This window comes from Corynebacterium sp. LaCa_205 (genome assembly GCF_057458085.1).
Genome location: NZ_CP190931.1, coordinates 364,218 through 383,219 on the forward strand (window position 1 = coordinate 364,218; position 19,002 = coordinate 383,219).

At 59.2% G+C, this 19,002-nt stretch carries 25 protein-coding genes; 20 read left to right on the forward strand and 5 right to left on the reverse strand.

Features of this window, described 5'->3' with window-relative positions:
* Window position 1: 1 nt before the first annotated feature.
* Window positions 2-481 (reverse strand): Asp23/Gls24 family envelope stress response protein, encoded by a 480-nt coding sequence (locus ACP8J1_RS01835; RefSeq protein ID WP_023020548.1) that lies wholly within the window; start codon window positions 479-481, stop codon window positions 2-4.
* Window positions 482-1,200: 719 nt separating this feature from the next.
* On the opposite strand from ACP8J1_RS01835, the gene rpsJ reads away from it, so the two are divergent.
* Genes rpsJ through rpsQ form a run of 11 tightly spaced genes read left to right on the forward strand, consistent with a single transcriptional unit; the run spans window position 1,201 to window position 6,372 of the window.
* Window positions 1,201-1,506: a 30S ribosomal protein S10 gene (rpsJ, locus tag ACP8J1_RS01840; protein WP_003848085.1), complete on the forward strand. Its 306-nt coding sequence runs from the start codon at window positions 1,201-1,203 to the stop codon at window positions 1,504-1,506.
* 23 nt (window positions 1,507-1,529) lie between these two features.
* Entirely contained in the window at window positions 1,530-2,186 is a 657-nt protein-coding gene (gene rplC, locus ACP8J1_RS01845; protein WP_023020549.1) for a 50S ribosomal protein L3, read from the forward strand.
* Entirely contained in the window at window positions 2,183-2,836 is a 654-nt protein-coding gene (gene rplD / locus ACP8J1_RS01850) for a 50S ribosomal protein L4 (protein WP_005322847.1), read from the forward strand. The genes rplC and rplD overlap by 4 nt, the downstream gene beginning before the upstream one ends.
* On the forward strand, window positions 2,836-3,138 hold the full coding sequence (gene rplW, locus ACP8J1_RS01855; protein WP_023020550.1) for a 50S ribosomal protein L23: 303 nt from the start codon (window positions 2,836-2,838) through the stop codon (window positions 3,136-3,138). The genes rplD and rplW overlap by 1 nt, the downstream gene beginning before the upstream one ends.
* Window positions 3,139-3,173: 35 nt before the next feature.
* Complete coding sequence (gene rplB, locus ACP8J1_RS01860; protein WP_023020551.1) at window positions 3,174-4,010, forward strand: 50S ribosomal protein L2; 837 nt, start codon at window positions 3,174-3,176, stop codon at window positions 4,008-4,010.
* Between the two features lie 13 nt (window positions 4,011-4,023).
* Window positions 4,024-4,302 carry a 30S ribosomal protein S19 gene (gene rpsS / locus ACP8J1_RS01865; RefSeq protein WP_005276936.1) on the forward strand — a complete coding sequence of 93 codons (279 nt, stop codon included), beginning with the start codon at window positions 4,024-4,026 and terminating at the stop codon, window positions 4,300-4,302.
* A 3-nt stretch (window positions 4,303-4,305) separates the two neighbouring features.
* Window positions 4,306-4,668: a 50S ribosomal protein L22 gene (gene rplV / locus ACP8J1_RS01870; protein WP_005276938.1), complete on the forward strand. Its 363-nt coding sequence runs from the start codon at window positions 4,306-4,308 to the stop codon at window positions 4,666-4,668.
* A complete protein-coding gene (gene rpsC / locus ACP8J1_RS01875; protein ID WP_023027807.1) occupies window positions 4,668-5,411 on the forward strand; it encodes a 30S ribosomal protein S3 in 744 nt (247 codons plus the stop codon). The genes rplV and rpsC overlap by 1 nt, the downstream gene beginning before the upstream one ends.
* Before the next feature lie 3 nt (window positions 5,412-5,414).
* The gene (rplP, locus tag ACP8J1_RS01880; RefSeq protein WP_023020553.1) at window positions 5,415-5,831 is read left to right on the forward strand and encodes a 50S ribosomal protein L16; all 417 of its coding nucleotides are present in this window, start codon (window positions 5,415-5,417) and stop codon (window positions 5,829-5,831) included.
* Window positions 5,831-6,061, forward strand: a complete 231-nt coding sequence (gene rpmC / locus ACP8J1_RS01885) for a 50S ribosomal protein L29 (RefSeq protein ID WP_005322842.1) — start codon at window positions 5,831-5,833, stop codon at window positions 6,059-6,061. The genes rplP and rpmC overlap by 1 nt, the downstream gene beginning before the upstream one ends.
* A gap of 2 nt (window positions 6,062-6,063) precedes the next feature.
* The gene (rpsQ, locus tag ACP8J1_RS01890; protein WP_023020554.1) at window positions 6,064-6,372 is read left to right on the forward strand and encodes a 30S ribosomal protein S17; all 309 of its coding nucleotides are present in this window, start codon (window positions 6,064-6,066) and stop codon (window positions 6,370-6,372) included.
* A gap of 72 nt (window positions 6,373-6,444) precedes the next feature.
* On the opposite strand, the gene ACP8J1_RS01895 is transcribed toward rpsQ, so the two are convergent.
* Complete coding sequence (locus ACP8J1_RS01895) at window positions 6,445-7,266, reverse strand: siderophore-interacting protein (RefSeq protein WP_023020555.1); 822 nt, start codon at window positions 7,264-7,266, stop codon at window positions 6,445-6,447.
* 100 nt (window positions 7,267-7,366) lie between these two features.
* Here ACP8J1_RS01895 and ACP8J1_RS01900 point away from each other — a divergent pair, with 100 nt between their 5' ends.
* The 4 genes from ACP8J1_RS01900 to ACP8J1_RS01915 all read left to right on the forward strand — a co-directional run bounded on the left by ACP8J1_RS01900 (window position 7,367) and on the right by ACP8J1_RS01915 (window position 11,356).
* On the forward strand, window positions 7,367-8,314 hold the full coding sequence (locus tag ACP8J1_RS01900; protein WP_023020556.1) for an ABC transporter substrate-binding protein: 948 nt from the start codon (window positions 7,367-7,369) through the stop codon (window positions 8,312-8,314).
* On the forward strand, window positions 8,315-9,397 hold the full coding sequence (locus ACP8J1_RS01905; protein ID WP_023020557.1) for a FecCD family ABC transporter permease: 1,083 nt from the start codon (window positions 8,315-8,317) through the stop codon (window positions 9,395-9,397).
* Window positions 9,398-9,402: 5 nt separating this feature from the next.
* Complete coding sequence (locus tag ACP8J1_RS01910; protein WP_023020558.1) at window positions 9,403-10,437, forward strand: FecCD family ABC transporter permease; 1,035 nt, start codon at window positions 9,403-9,405, stop codon at window positions 10,435-10,437.
* Window positions 10,438-10,522: 85 nt separating this feature from the next.
* On the forward strand, window positions 10,523-11,356 hold the full coding sequence (locus ACP8J1_RS01915) for an ABC transporter ATP-binding protein (RefSeq protein WP_023020559.1): 834 nt from the start codon (window positions 10,523-10,525) through the stop codon (window positions 11,354-11,356).
* Between the two features lie 36 nt (window positions 11,357-11,392).
* Here the strand turns inward: ACP8J1_RS01915 and ACP8J1_RS01920 are convergent, their stop codons facing one another.
* Both ACP8J1_RS01920 and ACP8J1_RS01925 read right to left on the reverse strand, forming a co-directional pair.
* A complete protein-coding gene (locus tag ACP8J1_RS01920) occupies window positions 11,393-11,785 on the reverse strand; it encodes a hypothetical protein (RefSeq protein ID WP_023020560.1) in 393 nt (130 codons plus the stop codon).
* Window positions 11,782-12,666: a carbohydrate kinase family protein gene (locus ACP8J1_RS01925; RefSeq protein WP_023020561.1), complete on the reverse strand. Its 885-nt coding sequence runs from the start codon at window positions 12,664-12,666 to the stop codon at window positions 11,782-11,784. The genes ACP8J1_RS01920 and ACP8J1_RS01925 overlap by 4 nt, the downstream gene beginning before the upstream one ends.
* A 20-nt stretch (window positions 12,667-12,686) precedes the next feature.
* Here ACP8J1_RS01925 and ACP8J1_RS01930 point away from each other — a divergent pair, with 20 nt between their 5' ends.
* Window positions 12,687-13,895, forward strand: a complete 1,209-nt coding sequence (locus ACP8J1_RS01930; RefSeq protein WP_023020562.1) for a glycoside hydrolase family 32 protein — start codon at window positions 12,687-12,689, stop codon at window positions 13,893-13,895.
* Between the two features lie 133 nt (window positions 13,896-14,028).
* Complete coding sequence (locus ACP8J1_RS01935) at window positions 14,029-16,077, forward strand: sucrose-specific PTS transporter subunit IIBC (protein ID WP_023020563.1); 2,049 nt, start codon at window positions 14,029-14,031, stop codon at window positions 16,075-16,077.
* 218 nt (window positions 16,078-16,295) lie between these two features.
* On the opposite strand, the gene ACP8J1_RS01940 is transcribed toward ACP8J1_RS01935, so the two are convergent.
* Window positions 16,296-17,213, reverse strand: coding sequence for a hypothetical protein (locus tag ACP8J1_RS01940; RefSeq protein WP_023020564.1), 918 nt, complete (start codon window positions 17,211-17,213; stop codon window positions 16,296-16,298).
* Between the two features lie 529 nt (window positions 17,214-17,742).
* Between ACP8J1_RS01940 and rplN the strand changes: the two genes are divergently transcribed.
* Genes rplN through rplE form a run of 3 tightly spaced genes read left to right on the forward strand, consistent with a single transcriptional unit; the run spans window position 17,743 to window position 18,984 of the window.
* Window positions 17,743-18,111 carry a 50S ribosomal protein L14 gene (rplN, locus tag ACP8J1_RS01945; RefSeq protein WP_005322812.1) on the forward strand — a complete coding sequence of 123 codons (369 nt, stop codon included), beginning with the start codon at window positions 17,743-17,745 and terminating at the stop codon, window positions 18,109-18,111.
* A 4-nt stretch (window positions 18,112-18,115) separates the two neighbouring features.
* Entirely contained in the window at window positions 18,116-18,430 is a 315-nt protein-coding gene (gene rplX / locus ACP8J1_RS01950) for a 50S ribosomal protein L24 (RefSeq protein ID WP_023027809.1), read from the forward strand.
* Between the two features lie 2 nt (window positions 18,431-18,432).
* Window positions 18,433-18,984 carry a 50S ribosomal protein L5 gene (gene rplE, locus ACP8J1_RS01955; protein WP_023020566.1) on the forward strand — a complete coding sequence of 184 codons (552 nt, stop codon included), beginning with the start codon at window positions 18,433-18,435 and terminating at the stop codon, window positions 18,982-18,984.
* Window positions 18,985-19,002: the final 18 nt, after the last annotated feature.

The window sequence follows — 19,002 nt, forward strand, 5'->3', positions numbered from 1 at the left end:
CTTAGGCCTGACCCTGGTTCAAAGCAGCCTGGTCTTCAGACTCGGACTCATCTTTCGGCAGCTTGACATCGTGAACAACAACGTTGACGCGCTCGACACTCAGGCCAGTCATGCGCTCTACAGCATTCATGATGTTGCGGCGGATAGCCTCAGCGAGCTCGTGGATGGCCACGCCGTACTCAGCCGTAATTGCAATCTCGATGCGGGCGGAGCCTTCTGCTACCTCTACGTCTACGCCCTGGCGGACGTCCTCGGAAGCACCGAAAGACTCGCGAATATTGCCGATCATGCGGGCGCCGCCGCCACCCAGGGAATCCACGCCGGAAACCTCGCGGGCTGCGATGCCGGCAATCTTGGAGACCACGACATCATCGATGGTGGTGGTGCCGTACTGGGTTTCCAGGTTGTTATTGACCTCGCGCTCCTCGGAAGCGGGAACCTGGTTGTCAGAGTTTTGTGCAGGGGTCTTGTTTTCAGACATGGGCGAGTGAGCCTTTCTTTATTGGGTAATGCATGAACGCGATATTCAACTATCTAGGCAGGACAAAGAGTCCACAGCCATTGCCTCCGAGTTTAGATACTTCTCAGCCGAGTGTGGGGTGCGAGGCAACAAAATTTTCCAAAACGTGATTTTTGGCACGGTTTAATACGCGGCTTGAAAAACCGCAGCCCAACATGCTTAAATACAAAGGTTGCTTTAACAGGGCAGCGAGAACCGAGATGTGGTGCGAGCGACGGACGTCGTCAAGCGCAGTCTCGGGGAGACGCTGAGCTGGTAAAGCGAACATGACACCTTCGTTGTCGCCATGTTTCAGGGGAACTTGAAACATTGACTGGAAGGTCATCCGATCGGGCTAGGTCCGCGTTAGAGCAGTGACACCCCGAGAAGATGGACCGGAGAAGGGGCATGGCAAATAAACAGCGGCAGTAGACGAATTGGACACTCTCCACGTGTAATGCGTGAAAACCGTCCTCTTCACAATACTTTGACCACGGGTCTTGTACCCCGTCGAGAGCACTGCGTTCTGGCGCTTGCCATGTACCGCAACTCTTGGTCGTCATGACAGTCAGACCACTGGCGTTGTGTCAGGCCCCCAAGCCCGGACAACGTTATAGAGAAATCGAGAAGCAATTTCCCACCGCTTCACGCCCCGGAAACGCCGGGAATGTGAAAGTGGGGAAGCGAGGAAGAGGATAAGCGTGGCGGGACAAAAAATCCGCATTCGGCTGAAGGCCTATGACCACGAGGCTATCGACGCTTCTGCAAAGAAGATCGTCGAGACCGTTACCCGTACCGGTGCTCGTGTAGTCGGCCCAGTGCCGCTCCCAACCGAGAAGAACGTATACGCAGTTATTCGTTCTCCGCACAAGTACAAGGACTCTCGCGAGCACTTCGAGATGCGCACTCACAAGCGCCTGATCGACATTCTCGACCCAACCCCGAAGACCGTTGATGCTCTTATGCGCATCGATCTTCCGGCAAGCGTCGACGTGAACATCCAGTAAGCGACTTTGGTGGAGAACAAATAATGAGTGAAAACGAGATCAAGGGCATTCTGGGCAAGAAGCTCGGCATGACCCAGGTCTTCGACGAGGACAACCGCGTTGTACCGGTTACCGTCGTCGAGGCAGGGCCATGCGTTGTCACCCAGATTCGCACCCCCGAAACCGATGGCTACAGCGCCATCCAGATCGCCTTTGGCGAAATCGACCCACGCAAGGCAAATAAGCCGGTTGGTGGTCACTTCAAGAAGGCTGGCGTAACCCCACGCCGTCACGTTGCGGAAATCCGCATGGACGACACCTCTGCTTATGAGGTTGGCCAAGAGGTCAAGGTTGACATCTTCGAGGGCATCACCTTCGTTGACGTCACCGGCAAGACCAAGGGCCACGGCTACGCTGGTGCCATGAAGCGCCACGGCTTCGCAGGCCAGGGCGCAGCTCACGGTAACCAGGCCGCTCACCGCCGCGTTGGTGGCATCGGCGGCGCTGCTACCCCGGGCCGCGTCTTCAAGGGCAAGCGCATGGCTGGCCGTATGGGCCAGGACCGCGTGACCACCCAGAACCTGAAGATTCAGAAAATCGATGCCGAGTCCAACCTGCTGCTCATCAAGGGTGCTATCCCTGGTGCGCGCGGCGGCCTCGTCACCGTTAAGACCGCAGTGAAGGGCGGTGCACACGCATGAGCAACCTCAAGCTAGACGTCCACACTTCCGAGGGTAAGACCAACGGCTCTGTAGACCTGCCTGCTGAAATCTTTGACACCGAGGCATCCATTGCTCTGATGCACCAGGTTGTTAACGCTCAGCTTGCTGCTGCACGCCAGGGCACCCACGCAACCAAGACCCGCGGCGATGTCCGCGGTGGTGGTCGCAAGCCTTTCCGTCAGAAGGGCACCGGCCGTGCACGCCAGGGCTCAATCCGCGCACCGCATTACACCGGTGGCGGCACCGTCCATGGCCCACAGCCGCGCGACTACGCACAGCGCACCCCTAAGAAGATGATCAAGGCTGCTCTCTTCGGTGCACTGTCTGACCGTGCTCGCAACGAGCGCATCCACGTCATCGAAGAGCTCGTACCGGGCCAGAAGCCGTCCACCAAGTCGGCTAAGGCCTTCCTCGAGTCCCTGACCGAGCGCAAGAACGTGCTCCTGGTCATCGGCCGCGAGGACATCAACGCTCGTCGTAGCGCTAATAACCTGCCTAACGTTCAGATCCTGGACGCTGGCCAGCTCAACACCTACGACGTTCTCTACTCCGATGACGTTGTGTTCTCCGTTGAGGCGCTACACACCTTCATCAACCGCGCAACCGGCGCGGATAAGGAGGAGAACTAATGGCTAAGATTTCTAACCCACGCGATATCATCATCGCCCCGGTTGTATCCGAGAAGTCCTACGGTCTGATGGAGCAGAACGTGTACACGTTCTACGTCTCCACGGACTCCAATAAGTCCCAGATTAAAGATGCCGTAGAGCAGATCTTTGACGTCAAGGTCGACTCCGTGAACACCGTGAACCGTGCAGGCAAGCGTAAGCGCACCCGCACCGGTTACGGCCAGCGTAAGTCCACCAAGCGTGCATATGTGACGCTCCGTGAAGGCAGCGACTCCATCGACGTCTTCGGCGGCGGCGCTTAAGCGTCACCGGAGAGCCGAAAGGAAAAGGAAGAATTATGGCTATTCGTAAGTACAAGCCGACAACTCCGGGTCGCCGCGCATCCTCCGTTTCTGAGTTTGACGAGATCACTCGTTCTACTCCGGAGAAGTCCCTGCTGCGCCCGCTGAGCAAGACTGGTGGCCGTAACAACTACGGCCGCATCACCACCCGCCATATCGGCGGTGGCCACAAGCGCCGTTACCGTCTGATCGACTTCCGTCGTAACGACAAGGACGGCATCCCGGCAAAGGTCGCTCACATCGAGTACGACCCGAACCGCACCGCAAACATTGCACTGCTTCACTACGTTGATGGCGAAAAGCGCTACATCATCGCCCCTAAGGGTCTGAAGCAGGGCACCATCGTAGAGTCCGGCCCGAATGCAGATATCAAGGTTGGCAACAACCTGCCTCTGCGTAATATCCCGACCGGTTCTACCATCCACGCTGTTGAGCTCAAGCCGGGTGCTGGCGCTAAGCTGGCTCGCTCCGCTGGTGCTTCCATTCAGCTGCTGGGTAAGGAAGGCAAGTACGCAGTTCTGCGTATGCCGTCTTCCGAAATCCGCCGTGTGGATATCCGCTGCCGCGCCACCGTTGGTGAGGTTGGCAATGCCGAGCAGATGAACATCCGCTGGGGCAAGGCCGGCCGTATGCGTTGGAAGGGCGTTCGCCCGACCGTCCGCGGTGTCGTAATGAACCCGGTTGACCACCCACACGGTGGTGGTGAGGGTAAGACCTCGGGTGGTCGCCACCCTGTGTCCCCATGGGGCCACAAGGAGGGTCGCACCCGCAACCCGAACCGTTACTCCAACAACATGATCGTGCGCCGTCGTCGCCCGAACAAGAAGCGCTAAGAGGAGGTAAACAATGCCACGCAGCCTTAAGAAGGGCCCGTTCGTCGATGAGCACCTCCTCAACAAGGTGGATGCTCAGAACGATGCAGGCACCAAGCAGGTCATCAAGACCTGGTCTCGCCGCTCGACCATTCTCCCCGATTTCATCGGTCACACCTTCGCCGTCCACGACGGCCGCAAGCACGTGCCGGTTTTCATCGAGGACTCCATGGTCGGCCACAAGCTGGGCGAGTTTGCACCAACCAAGACCTTTAAGGGTCACGTCAAGGATGACAAGAAGGGACGTCGATAAGCGATGAGTGAGACCATCACCTCCGCATCCGCCACGGCCCGCTACGTCCGCGTCACCCCGATGAAGGCACGTCGCGTGCTCGATCTGGTCCGCGGCAAGTCCGTAAGCGAAGCCCTGGCTATCCTGAAGTACGCACCGCAGGGTGCTTCCAAGCCAGTTGCTAAGGTCGTTGCTTCTGCAGCCGCTAACGCTGAGAACAACTTCGGCCTCGACCCACGTACCCTGGTCATCTCCGAGGCTTATGCCAACGAGGGTCCGACCATGCGTCGTTTCCAGCCGCGTGCACAGGGTCGTGCATTCATGATTCGTAAGCGCACCAGCCACATCACCGTGGTGGTCGAAAGCCAGCAGGAAGGGGCCAAGTAATGGGCCAGAAGATCCATCCTCACGGCCTACGTTTGGGCATCACTTCCGACTGGAAGACCCACTGGTTCGCCGATAAGGACTACGCGAACTACGTAGCCGAAGACATCAAGATTCGTAACTACCTCAACAAGGGCCTCGAGCGCGCCGGCATTGCCGACGTCGTTATCGAGCGCACCCGCGACCGCGTCCGCGTCGACATTCACACCGCCCGCCCAGGCATCGTGATTGGCCGCCGCGGTGCTGAGGCTGACCGTATCCGCCGCGAGCTGGAAAAGCTCACCGGCAAGATGGTTGCCCTCAACATCCTCGAGGTCAAGCAGGTAGACGCAAACGCAACCCTGGTTGCTCACTCCATCGCGGAGCAGCTGGTTAACCGCGTCGCATTCCGTCGTGCAATGCGCAAGGCTATCCAGTCCGCTATGCGCCAGCCACAGGTCAAGGGCATCAAGATTCTGCTGTCCGGCCGCCTGGGTGGTGCTGAAATGTCCCGCGTTGAGCGCTACCACGAGGGTCGCGTTCCGCTGCACACTCTTCGCGCCGAAATCGATTACGGCACCGCAGAGGCCCACACCACCTTCGGCCGCATTGGCATCAAGGTGTGGATCTATAAGGGTGACGTCGTCGGTGGCGTACGCGAGTCCGAACTGAACGCTCCGGCACAGGGCCGTGGCCGTGACCGCAATGGTCGCTCCCGCCGCGGTGGCCAGCGCCGCCAGCGTGCACAGCAGAAGCAGGAGGGCTAATCCATGCTGATTCCTAAGCGTGTTAAGTACCGCCGTCAGCACCGCCCGAACCGTCGCGGCGTGTCCAAGGGCGGTAACCGCATCAACTTCGGCGATTACGCTATCCAGGCTCTCGAGCCGGCGTACATCACCAACCGTCAGATTGAGGCCGCACGTATTGCCATCAACCGCCACGTCAAGCGTGGTGGCAAGGTGTGGATCAACATCTTCCCGGACCGTCCGTTGACCCAGAAGCCGCTCGGCGTTCGTATGGGTTCCGGTAAGGGCCCGGTTGAGAAGTGGGTGGCTAACGTTAAGCCGGGCCGCGTACTTTTCGAGATGAGCTATCCGAACGATGCCGTTGCAATTGAGGCTCTGCGCCGCGCTGGCCAGAAGCTTCCTTGCAAGGTCCGTATCATCAAGAAGGAGGACCAGTTCTAATGGCAACCGGTACCCCCGCCCACGAGTTCCGTGAGCTCGACAATGCTGAGCTGCAGTCCCGCCTGAAGGATGCGAAGGAAGAACTGTTCAACCTTCGCTTCCAGAAGGCCACCGGCCAGCTGACCAACAACCGCCGCATCGGCACGGTTAAGCGCGACATTGCCCGCATCTACACCGTTCTGCGCGAGCGCGAGCTGGGCCTGTCCGTTGCTCCGGGAGCTGAGGCTTAATCATGAGTGAGGCTAACGTGACTGATTCCAAGAAGGCACCTACTCCGAAGAAGGAGAAGGTCAAGGGCGCTCCTAAGGTTCGCACCGGCTATGTAGTATCCGACAAGATGAACAAGACCATCGTTGTCGAGCTGGAAGACCGCAAGCAGCACGCCCTGTACGGCAAGATCATGCGTTCTAACAAGAAGGTTAAGGCGCACGACGAGGAAGAAACCGCAGGCATCGGCGATCTCGTACGCATCGCTGAGACCCGCCCGCTGTCCAAGGACAAGCACTTCCGTCTCGTTGAGATCATCGAGAAGGCTAAGTAAAAACTAGCCAGCGCAGCCCCTGCTCCGAATCTAATGGTTCGGGGTAGGGGCCTTCGCCGTTTTCGGGCTTAGCTACGGTCGGGCCCTTCCATAAAACCAGTAGGGAACCCACGTGACGTCGGTGGTATCCAGGCCCCACTCATTCACCGCGAGGCCTCGTACGCTCTTTGCTAGCTCCCCCTCGCCGGAAGCCCACACGTACCCTGGCCCCGGCGCACGGGCATAGTCCGCTCTTAGAGCGGCTACGACAGCATCCGCCTCCTGACGCGGTTGGGTATGAATGATGCGCAGGCTGCGGACGCTCGTCTCCCACCGAGTTGCAAGGCCCGGCTCTACCTCGTCCTCGCTGGTTACCACGGCCATAACGTCGGTGGCTCGAAGCATCGCCGGGTTATGGTTTTCTTGGTAGGCCAAGATGTGCCGCAGGGCGGGCAGGGCGGATGCATCGGCGACTAGAAGTTGTGCCGACTCGGTTGGTCGCCACAAGTCGTTGCACGTAAAGAATCCCGCCGTATCGCCGGCTCGTGCGCGGCGAATCCACCGCGAGCCAGGTCCGGAATCGCCGTGGGTGACCACGTCGACATCGACTGTGGCCTCTTCTGAATGGAGCGCGCGGATGGTATACCAGCGCAGGTCCGGCCGCCTCTCCTCGCAAATCGCGCTTACCGCCGAGCGAAGGTTTATGCCGTCGACGGGGAAGGGCCTAAATTCCTGTCCGGCTTGTGGCATGACGAGTCCAAAGAATTCATCGGGTCCGGAGAGGGTGTATGTCCGGAATGCCTCGGCATAAAACGTCAGGCGGTGCAGGCGCGGCCGGATCCGTTTATTAGCGGTCAGAATAACGGGGATGAGTTCGTGTTGACGCATCGTGGCGGATTGTGGGGAAGAGTTCATGCGTCTAATATACTCATAATAAACTAAGGCTTGCCTAAATTACTCTTTGCGGTATAGGCTAAGCAAAGTTATTTTCCTCCTTCTTGAAAGGGCTAGCCTGGTGAAGATTTTCGGCCGTCGTAGTTTGGGTGCAGTAGCAGTGCTTTCTGCCGGAGCCGTAGCCTTAGGAGGCTGCTCCCGCGGTGAAGGCGATGAAACGGCTAAGGCTACTGACGCTTCCAGCGAGCAGCGGGTGGCTAGCCTGGGCCTGGGTGACGCCGATACGCTACTTGCCCTGGGGATCACTCCCGTGGCGGTGGCACCGTGGGGTGCTGAGGGCGATGGCGATCCCTCCGGCGTCGGCCCCTGGGCAGATAAGCTTTTGGGCGATGCAAAGCCTGAGGTGATTTATAATACCGCAACCGGATTCACCGCGGATACCTTTGAGCAGATCACCGCGGCAGATCCCACCCAGATCATTGCGGTGAACCAGGCCGTGGATGCGCATACGAAGGAATCCCTGGAAGACATCGCGCCTACCACCGTCAAGCCAGATGGCTATGAAGACTGGCAGGTGCCCTGGGAAAAGCAGGTAGAAACTATTGCAGACGCGGTGGGTAAGGAAGACGAAGGCGATAAGCTTATCGATGACACCGAAAAGGCCTTCGAGGAATTCCGCCGCGAGCACACGGAATTGCAGGATAAATCTGCGGCCATCGTCATGCCTTATGACGGCAAAATCGGCCTCTACACCGAGGAGGACGGGCGCGGACAATTCATCGAGGATCTTGGCATGGAGATCCCCGATGCCTTGCAGGGCGATGGCAGCAGCTTCTTCGTTGACATTGCCCCAGAAAATTACGCAAAACTTAACCAGGTTGATTACCTCTTTGTCCTGGACTACAACGGTTCCTCCGAAGCCTTGAAGAAGGATAAGACCTTCCAAGGCCTCGACGTTGTCAAGGATGGTCGCGTGCGCTACCTGGATACGGATACCGGTAATGCCATGAGTATGCCGAACCCGGTGACCATCCCCTGGGCAGTAGATAAGTTTGAAGAGAAGCTGTAATTGTCAGCAACCACGAAAGTCGGCCAAAAAATCCAGACGGATAACACCGCAGATAGTCCTACCGCCACCGGCGCCGCCGCACCGGTAATGACGCGGGCACAGAGTCACAAGCTGCTCCTTGTTGCCCTCATCCTCGCCAGTCTGGTGTTGGCGGTGGCGTCCTTGACGCTAGGATCCCGCTCGATTCCGCCCGGGGAGGTCATCGCCGCCCTGCACGGAGCAGGGGAGCAGGATATCCACGATATCGTGTGGAACCTGCGCATGCCGCGCACCTTCCTGGCTTATTTCGCCGGCGCGGCCCTTGCTGTGGCCGGTGTACTGGCGCAATCGTGGACCAGAAACCCGCTGGCGGATCCAGGGTTTATTGGCGTTACCGCGGGTGCGTCATTCTTTGTTGCCATAGGCACGGCCATCGGCATTGCTACCTCCACCGGTATGCGGACTACCCTCGCGCTCGCTGGCGCGGGTATTACCACGCTGCTGGTCTTAGCCGTATCGCGGCGGTTTCAGGATCCTCTGACGCTCGTTCTGGTAGGTGCCGGCGTCTCCGCCGCCTTGGGATCGGGCGCGATGATCATCGGCCTTTATTCCACGGACGTCCTCGATAGCATGCGGCGGTGGACCATCGGATCCACCTTTGGCCGCGGCCCAGAAGACGTCGCGATCGCGGGCATAGGGCTTGTTATCGGCCTAGCGTGCGCGGCGATGGCAGCCAGACCCCTCGACCTTTTGGCTATGGGGGAGGAGTCCTCCCTCGCCTTGGGCGGGTCCCCCACCACCGCGCGGGTGGGCGCGGCGCTCAGCGTCGTGGTGCTGGCCGGCAGTGCAACGGCGGCAACGGGGCCCATTGCCTTCGTCGGCTTTGCCATTCCTCACATCGTGCGGCGGGTGGTGGGCCCTAGCGTTGCTACCATGCTTTTGCCCTCCGCGCTCTTAGGTGGTTGTGCCGTGCTTGCCGCCGATATCATCGGCCGCCTCATTGTGGGTAACTCGGAGCTGGAGATGTCCATCGTCCTCGCAGTAGTGGGCGCACCCTTCCTCATTTGGGGTGCCCACCGAGGAATGGGCAGAACGTGGGGGTAAAACGCATGACCACGATCAGCACAATTTTAACAGCGCAGCAACGCCGTCGGCACGCGCGCGTGCTCGCTTCCACGTTGGCATTTATCCTTATCGCCCTTATCGCGTACTTAGTATTGTTGGGGCAAGGTTCCGTGGAACTGAGCCCACGGCAAGTCATCGATGTCCTCACCGGCGGCGGCAGCGAGAGCCACATCAGGGTGGTGTGGGACTTGCGCCTGCCGGTTGCTATCGCCACCGTCATCGTGGGCACCGCCCTCGGTCTGGCCGGTTCTTGGACGCAAACCATGGCCCGCAACCCGCTCGCCTCGCCGGATATTTTAGGCGTTACCGGCGGGGCATCGGTGCTGGTGGTCCTGGGCACCGTGCATTCGCGCCCCAGTTTCGCTGAGGGCATCCCGGAGTTTTGGTGGCGGGCATGCTTGGCGACGATCGGCGCCCTCCTCGTTGTCCTCCTCCTCGCCACCCTTGGTGGCATCGGTACGAGCAACCGCATCGTCATCGTCGGTATTGCCTTATCGCTGCTGTTTCAGGCCATCGTGGCGTATTTGATGCGCAGCGCCCAGGTCCTGCGCGCTGCGGAGGCGCAAACGTGGCTTGCGGGATCGACTGGATTTGTGCGCATGGAGGTCATCCTCCCCCTGCTGGCGGCATTAGCGCCGTTTCTCGCTATAGGCATCTGGTGCGCGCGGGAATTGCCGTTGCTTGCCCATGATGATTCCTCCGCAACCACCCTGGGCGTGAATATCTCCCGCCAGCGCTCTCTTCTGCTTATCGCGGCAACCGGTATCAGCGCCGTGGTGGTCTCGGTGGTGGGACCCATTGGGTTTATCGCGCTGCTAGCGCCGCACCTGGCGCGGATGGTGGCGCGCACCCCCACGCCATCGCCGCTGGCGTCGGCAGCCGCGGGCGCGGCGTTGCTTACCGTGTGCGCCGTCATCGCTGGCGCTATCCCGGTAGACGCGCCGGTGGGTGCGGTTTCCTCGGTCATCGGCGGCTGCGCCTTGGTGATAGTGGTGTGGAATGCGGCCGGGCGCAGCTAAACGTTGCGCCGCGGCACAGCGGGGGAAACGGACAAACACAGCGCCGGATGGTGCTAGATAGTCGTACGTGGATGAAGGAAAAGATATGACGAATAATCAGCCTAAACAGCCCACGAGCGCGAAGCCTCGGTGCAGTCTCCACGCCACCGGCATTCATGCGGGATATAAGGATGGCGAGGACATCCTTGCCGGCGTCGATCTGCACGCCCGTGCCGGCGAAGTCACCACGCTCATTGGGCCCAATGGCTGTGGCAAGTCCACGCTGCTGAAAACTCTCTCGAAAATCCTGGCCCCGCGGCAGGGCAGCGTCATGGTCGGGGACGCTGACCTACATGCGTTGTCCGCGAAGGATGCCGCGCAGCAGGTGGCGCTGCTGCCGCAGCACCCCGTGGCCCCCGATGGGCTACGGGTAGGCGAGTTGGTCGCGCGCGGGCGTCATCCCTATCAGGGGAGGATGCGCGGCCTTTCCGCTACGGATCGGGAGACTATCGCGCAGGCCTGCGAGGCTACCGACATTGTGGACTTCCTCGATCGTGATATCGCTTCGCTATCGGGTGGGCAGCGCCAACGCGTCTGGCTGGCGTTGGCACTGGCACAAGATACGCCTGTGCTGCTTCTCGACGAACCCACGACCTTTCTCGACCCCGCCCATGCCATGCGCATGCTGGAGTTGGCTCGCGCACAGGCGCAGGTGGGAAAAACAGTGGTTGTAGTCCTGCACGATCTCATGCTGGCGGGCCACTATTCTGATTCCATGGTGGTGATGAAAGCCGGCAAAATTATCGCTCGCGGGGCGCCGAAACAAGCGCTATCCCCGAAGGTATTGGAGCAGGCCTATGGCATCGAGGCTGAAGCCTGGGACGATCCGGATAGTGATGCCCCCATCATTGTTCCCCGCCGCGTCGTAGCGGCGCATTAGTGGAAACCTGCCAATTGTGGCTGTTGCCCAGTCGCTCTAGTTGACCTTTCTTTGTATATCTAGAAAGGAAATTGCCACTACAAAAAGATTGAGCACGCTTCCCGCGCCGAGCAAAAAGGTACCGATTCGATAGGATCCTGTGCCGACGGCCGCCATATTGCCGTAGATATAGACCCAGATGCCCCAGCCGATGAGCAGAACGAGGCCGGCAAGACCAGAGAGCAGGCGGAGGCTACGAGGGGAGGCGGGGGCGAAGAATTTATAGGCGGCGTCGACAAGCGTGCAAGCCGCAAGCCCCAAACTCAGCCCGCCGGTCAACCAAACAGGAAGTAGAGCGGAGGTGCCAAAAACTACGGGCAGGATAAACGCGAGAAACGCGAGGATAAAGAGCGCGGAGTGCAGCCACAGGGTGCGCTTGGTGTAGGTCATAGCGCTGACTCTACTTCCTCACGCCGTGGTGGGTTAGCACCTTTGCGTGAAACGGTGATCCCTGCGGCGGCCGCGGCGAAGGACAGGATTTCCTTCCACTCCGCAGCTCCTAGTTCAGACAAGGCGGTGGCGTCGAGCCCGCGCTCATCAATCTGGGTCAACAATGCGGCCATGATGGTATCGCCGGCGCCAATGGTGTCGGCGACGGTGACCTTTGCGGCCGGCACCTGTAGTGCGGTGTCACCGGCCTGAACGCTAAGGCCCTCCCCGCCGCGGGTAATTACGACGACGGGGACCTGGGAAATGAGGTCGGTGCCGAGGAATTCCACCTCCTCGTCGGAAAGCTTGAGCACAGTGACGTGGGGGAGCAGGTCCGCTAGGAATTCTCGGTGCTCCTGGGTGGCGTAGAACGGGCGGATATTCGGATCGAGGGCGACCAAGGTACCTTGTGCGGCAAAATCCTTCAATAGTTGCGCATAGCGGGAGGCGCCAGGTTCAAGGGCAAGGGAGACCGTGCCAAAGCACGCGATATCGGCCGGAACCAAGTGTGGCTCAACCAAGCGGTCGGCGGTGCCCTCGATATAGAAGTTATAGGAAGCGGAGCCGTCCTCATGGATGGTCGTGACGGCTAGCGTGGTGGGCTCATCGCCACGCTGCAGGTGGGTGGTGGTCACGCCTTCTGACTTAAGGCGGCCAACGAGTTCCTGGCCAAAACCATCGGTAGAAAGGCGGGACTGGAACTCTACGTCCGCCCCCAGTCTCGCGGCTGCGATGGCCACGTTAAATGGCCCGCCGCCCAGCGCCGGGGTGTGGTCGTTCAAGCTGCCAGGGGCTACTGGAACGAGGTCCACGAGCCCTTCACCGCACACATGAATAGTCATATTTTCATAGTATCGGTGATATGAACTACCGGCCCAATTTTCACCTTGCCCCACCACAAGGCCGCCTCAATGATCCCAATGGTGTCTTTGTAGACGGTGATACCTTGCATGTTTACTACCAGCATGACCCTGCCTTCCCGCGCCAGCCCAAGCGCACCGGCTGGGGCCATGCGACCACACGTGTTTCCGCGCCCACGCCATGGCAACACCACCCGGATGCCTTATACCCGGATCTGCCCTATGACAAGGATGGATGCTATTCGGGCGGCGCGGTGGTCGATGGCACCGATGTCTGGCTGTTTTATACAGGCAACCTGAAACAAGACGGCCGCCGCATTCCCTCGCAGAACCGCGTGCGCGCCCTCGACCCTTCGGGCCCTGAAGGCGGCATCTATCTCCGCGATGAGAATAACCCCCTCATCCCGGACTCCCCGGAGGGTTATACGGGCCACTTCCGTGACCCACAGATCACCCGCGACGGTGACGGTTGGCGGATGGTCATCGGCGCCCAAACCGAAGATGAACGCGGCACCATTGTTCTCTACCGCTCCCAGGACTTAGCGCAGTGGGACTTTCAGGGCGAGATTGTTTTGGATGATCCTTCCCAGCTGCCGGGCGGATATATGTGGGAGTGTCCTAATCTCCTCACGCTAGGGGACAAGCAGGTACTCATCTTTTGCCCGCAAGCAGAAACGGACCGCTGCGGCTATGTCGTGGGCACGCTCGAAGGGTTGGATTTTCACATTGAGCGCGGCTTTACACTCTTGGATCACGGCACCCAGTTTTATGCGCCGCAGGCTACCGAGGACGGCATCCTGCTGGGGTGGATGGGCATGCCCGCCCAGGATGACACTCCGACGCAAGGCTGGGTGCACACCTTGACCCTGCCACGCCGCATCTGGCTTGAGGGTGACTACTTGCACCAAGAGCCGCTGTGGTCTGCCTTGCCGGAGACCCACGGGCGCGAAGGCTTTGGCTCCACCATCGATATCAAGGGCGAAGGTTCCTTTGCTCTTATCGACGCCGCCGGGGATGAAGCTTTCCGTGTCACCCAACGCGACGGGACCATTTCCTTTAATGGCGGAGAACCCATCGACTGCCCGGATGGTGAGATGCGCTTGATTGCGGATGGCTGCGCCGTTGAGGTCTATGCCGGGGGTGGTCGGATTGCTGCTTCGTTCGCGGTGTTTGGCGAGTCACCGTGGCAGGGGTGGGAACCGCGCGGGTAGGTGTACCTATCACCGGTGAAGTTGCCAACACTCCGCCCGAATGTGTGGACTTAGGCCCGAATTCCAGCTGTAATGGACATAAGTAGTCACGTCCGGTATCAGGATGTGATCCATTACACTGAAGGGCTCTTCTATGGACCACAAGGAAGTAGCCGCCCGCACGCTTAAGGCGCTCGGCGGCGAAAACAACATCAACGCACTCGCGCACTGCGCCACGCGCCTGCGCATGGTGCTGCAAGATTCGGACAAGGTGGATACCGCCGCGCTGGATAATGACCCCGATCTCAAGGGCACCTTTGAGGCTGGCGGTATGTTCCAGGTCATCGTCGGCCCTGGTGACGTCAATATCGTCTTCCAGGAAATGACCAACCTGATTTCCAAGGACGTGGCCGTATCCACCGACCGTCTAAAAGACATCGCTGCTGAATCCGGCAACTGGTTTAGCCGGGCCGTCAAAGTCTTGGCGGATATCTTCGTGCCGCTCATCCCCATCCTATTGGGCGGCGGTTTGCTCATGGCTCTCAATAACGTCTTGACGGCCGAAGGCCTGTTTGGCGATAAATCCGTCATCGAGATGTTCCCGGCGTGGGAAGGCTTTGCTGGGCTAGTTAATTTGCTCGCCGCCGCGCCGTTCGCCTTCCTGCCCATCCTCGTCGGCTTTACCGCGACGAAGCGCTTTGGTGGCAACGAGTTCCTTGGCGCCGGTATGGCTATGGCGATGGTCATGCCGGATTTGGTCAGCGGTTACAACGTGGCTGAAGCGATTGAAAGCGGCGAGATGTCCTATTGGAATATCTTTGGCTTCGACGTCGCCCAGGCCGGCTACCAAGGTTCCATCCTTCCTATCTTGGTGATTTCGTGGATCCTCGCCACCTTGGAGAAATTCCTGCACAAGCACCTCAAGGGCACGGTGGACTTCATGCTTACCCCGCTGCTCACGCTGCTCATTACCGGTTTCTTAACCTTTATGGGCTTGGGGCCCATCCTGCGCACGGCCGGCGACTGGCTTGGCATGGGACTAGCTAACCTCTATGACTTTGCCGGTCCAGTGGCCGGTTTCCTCTTCGGCCTTGTCTATTCGCCGATTGTGATTACCGGCTTGCATCAATCTTTCCCGCCGATTGAGACGATGTTGTGGAACGAGGGCGGTTCCTTTATCTTCCCGATTGCCTCCATGGCCAATATCGCCCAAGGTGGTGTCGCGCTCGCCGTATACTTCCTGGCCCGCTCCGAAAAGCTCAAGGGGCTGGCCGGTGCCTCCGGCATTTCCGCCCTGTTCGGTATTACTGAGCCCGCTATCTTCGGCGTAAACCTTCGCTTGCGCTGGCCGTTCTATATCGGCATGGCGGCGTCCGCCGTTTCCTCTGCCTTCATCGCCATCTTTGGCGTGCTTGCCGATGCCCTCGGCGCCGCCGGCTTCATCGGTTTCGTCTCCGTCCCCCGCTTCGTGCCGACCTTCCTCCTGTGTGGTGTCATCTCCTTCGTGATTGCCTTTGTGGGCGCGTACCTCTACGGCCGCGTGCTCATTCGGAAGAATGGCTCCATCGACCCGGACGAGGTCAATCCTCCCGCAGCCGAGGCACAGGCTGCCGCTGCCACCCCAGCTGCGGTAGCTGCCGACGATGCCTGCACCATCTTCTCCCCACTGGAGGGCACCGCCGTGCCACTGTCTCAGGTCAGCGATCCTATGTTTGCCGGTGGCAAGCTGGGCCAAGGTGTGGCAATCGAGCCCACCGTGGGCAAGCTGGTTGCGCCTGCCGACGGCAAAATCACCGTTACTTTCCCCTCCCACCATGCCTATGCCATTCGTGCCAAGGACTCAGTGGTGGGCAACATCGATATCCTCATGCATATCGGATTCGATACGGTAAACCTCAAGGGTGAGCACTTCACCTCCCACGTCACCAAGGGCGATGAGGTCAAGCGGGGCGATATCCTCGCCGAATTCGATATCGACGCTATCAAGGCCGCCGGCCTTCCCGTGACCACTCCGGTGGTTGTCTCGAATTCGAAGAAGACCGGCCCGGTCATCCCTACCGAGGCCTTCCGCCCCGGCGAACTTATTGGCTCCGGTACCGATATCTTCACCGTGGATCCCAAGCTCGAGCCAGCATCCACACCAACCACTGGCCATGCAGCTACACCTGCATCCACTGAGGAGCCTTCCAGTACAACCAGCTAGCTCTAAAGAACAAAGGCCGAACTGAGAGATACTTCTTCCCAGTTCGGCCTTTAGTGTATTAGAAACAACTGTGCTCCCATGGCCAAAAGCTCATTTGGAGCCCAAGCGAATTGCGATGCACCAGGGAGTCCACAGCAAAAAGCTGCGCCGGCCGGACCGAAGCCCGACCGACGCAGCAAGTCTCAATTCAGTTTCCTATCTAGTAGGGAGGCTCTTGCTTAAGCGAAGAACTTGCGGCGTGCGGTGAAAGCGCCAGCAGCAACCATTGCAGCTACGGCCAGAGCAGCCAGAGCCTGTGCAACGGAGTTGGAGCCGGTCTCAGCGGACATGTCACGTGCGGAGTCTGCAGATTCGCCAGTTGCCGGGGCAGATAGTGCGGAAGGAACCTCAGCCAGGGCAGCGTCGCCCTTAGCGAGCTGACCGACCTGGGCGATAACTTCGTCCTTGTTAGCGTTCAGCATCTGCTCGGAAGCAGCCTTTTCCTCAGCGGTCGGTTCCTGGTTCTTGCGTGCCTCGTCCTTGACGTAGGTCTTGCCGTCCTGGGAAAGGTACCAGGTGATGCCACCGATGATCAGTGCAGCTGGCAGTGCCAACCAAGCCAGCTTATTCTTGTCGAATTCAGGCTTCGAATCCTCAGACAGGAACGCCTCAGCGTAAGAATTGCGCATCTCGTCGGTGATCTCTTCATTCACCAGAGCTGGGTCGTTGACGTAAACCTTCGGATCCTTCAGGCTCTGGTACCACTCGTTGCCCTCGGCGTCCTTCTTCGTAGCTGGAGCAGGGATACCTTCTTTGTTGGAGCTCTCGGAGTCAGTACCCTCGGCGTCGGCTGCGCCTTCAGTGTCAGTCTCGTTTCCAGGGGTCTCAGGATCAGCGCTTTCACCATCCTTTGACTGCTGACGCTCCCAGATGGCGCGAGCTTGATCCTCAGTGAGGGTAGGTACGGTGTCCTCGCCGGCTGGGTTCTCAAAGCGGTTGCGTGGTGCGTAGCTGCCGTCGGGCTGCTTGTCGTAGGTAATGCCATTGGTCTCGATGGAAGCCGGTAGTGGCATCTGAGCCTGGGCAATAGCTGCGCCGCCAAAGGCGAGTGCGCCGGTCAGTACAGCAGCAGTCAGGGTCTGTGGCAAACGCTTCATGTGTTTCTCCTTCGGGAAATATGGGAAAGAGCAAAGAAACGTCTTTCGCGGGCAAATACCAGTAGTCACAGAATTTGCAGTTGTTGCATGAAAATCAGAAGTTAACTGTAATTCTCATGCGTTACAGCAGTGAAAGATCAAACCATTAGAATGGCTGCGCGATGGACTTTGCACTGAGCGTTGTTAAAGTGTGGTTCATATGTGCAGATTGTGGCGATGATTTTGGAGCCTATGCGTGTCGTAGTATTCGAAATAAGAGGCCGAGGGGTAAGCGGGTGTACTGACGGAAATATATGTGGAGGTAGGGGGCGTCGGTAATCACTAAGCGGCGTTTTGGTATGGGCGCTGGCGTGTGGTTGAATGTATAGGTTGCAAAAGCTGGTCGGCCCGTAGTGGTGCGTTTCCGAACCGCCGGTCCGAGACCCTTCGGCACAGTCCGTTGTCAAGGCTTGAGCATCGCAAGTTTGTAGACCGCGTGCGGCAAGGACGGAAATCTTACCGCACATCAATCCAGGTCAGGAGACCCATAGTGATTCAGCAAGAATCGCGTCTGCGCGTCGCCGACAACTCTGGTGCACGTGAACTGCTGTGCATCCGCGTTCTCGGCGGCTCTGTCCGACGCTCCGCTGGCATCGGCGACGTCATCGTCGCGACTGTCAAGGACGCTGTCCCAGGTGGCAACGTCAAGGAAGGCGACGTAGTTAAGGCAGTTATCGTCCGTGCGAAGAAGGAAACCCGTCGTCCAGACGGCTCCTACATTCGCTTTGACGAGAACGCTGCAGTTGTTCTCAAGGGCGATAGCGAGCCTCGTGGTACCCGTATCTTCGGACCGGTTGCTCGCGAACTTCGTGACAAGCGTTTCATGAAGATCGTTTCTCTCGCACCGGAGGTGATCTAGTCTTATGAAGATCCATAAGGGAGATATGGTGATCGTCATTTCGGGCCCAGATAAGGGCGCGAAGGGCAAGGTCATCGAGGCATACCCAAAGCGTGACAAGGTCCTCGTAGAGGGCGTTAACCGCATCAAGAAGCACGTCGCAAACTCTGCTGCCGAGCGTGGCGCCGAGTCCGGCGGAATCGTTACCCAGGAAGCACCGATCCACGTGTCCAACGTTGCGATCGTTGACTCCGAAGGCAACCCGACCCGCGTGGGCTACCGTTTCGACGAGAACGGCAAGAAGGTCCGTATCGCGCGTAGCAACGGGAAGGACATCTAAAAATGAGCGAGAACTACACCCCGCGTCTGAAGACTCGCTACCGCGAGGAAATCCGCAAGACCCTGAATGACGAGTTCAAGTACGACAACGTCATGCAGATCCCTGGTGTCACCAAGGTTGTCGTCAACATGGGTGTTGGCGAAGCCGCACGTGACTCCAAGGTCATCAACGGCGCACTCGAGGATCTGACCGCTATTACCGGTCAGAAGCCGCAGCTGCGTCGCGCTAAGAAGTCCATCGCGAACTTCAAGCTTCGTGAGGGCATGCCCATTGGCGCACGCGTTACCCTGCGCGGCGACCGCATGTGGGAGTTCCTAGACCGCCTGCTGACCATCGCGCTGCCACGTATTCGTGACTTCCGCGGTCTGTCTGATCAGCAGTTCGACGGCCACGGCAACTACACCTTCGGCCTGTCCGAGCAGTCCATGTTCTACGAGATCGACATCGACAAGATCGACCGCCCTCGTGGTATGGACATCACCGTCGTTACCACCGCTACTAACGACGACGAGGGCCGCAAGCTCCTGCGCGAGCTCGGCTTCCCGTTCAAGTAAATAGCGCTTGAGGCATTC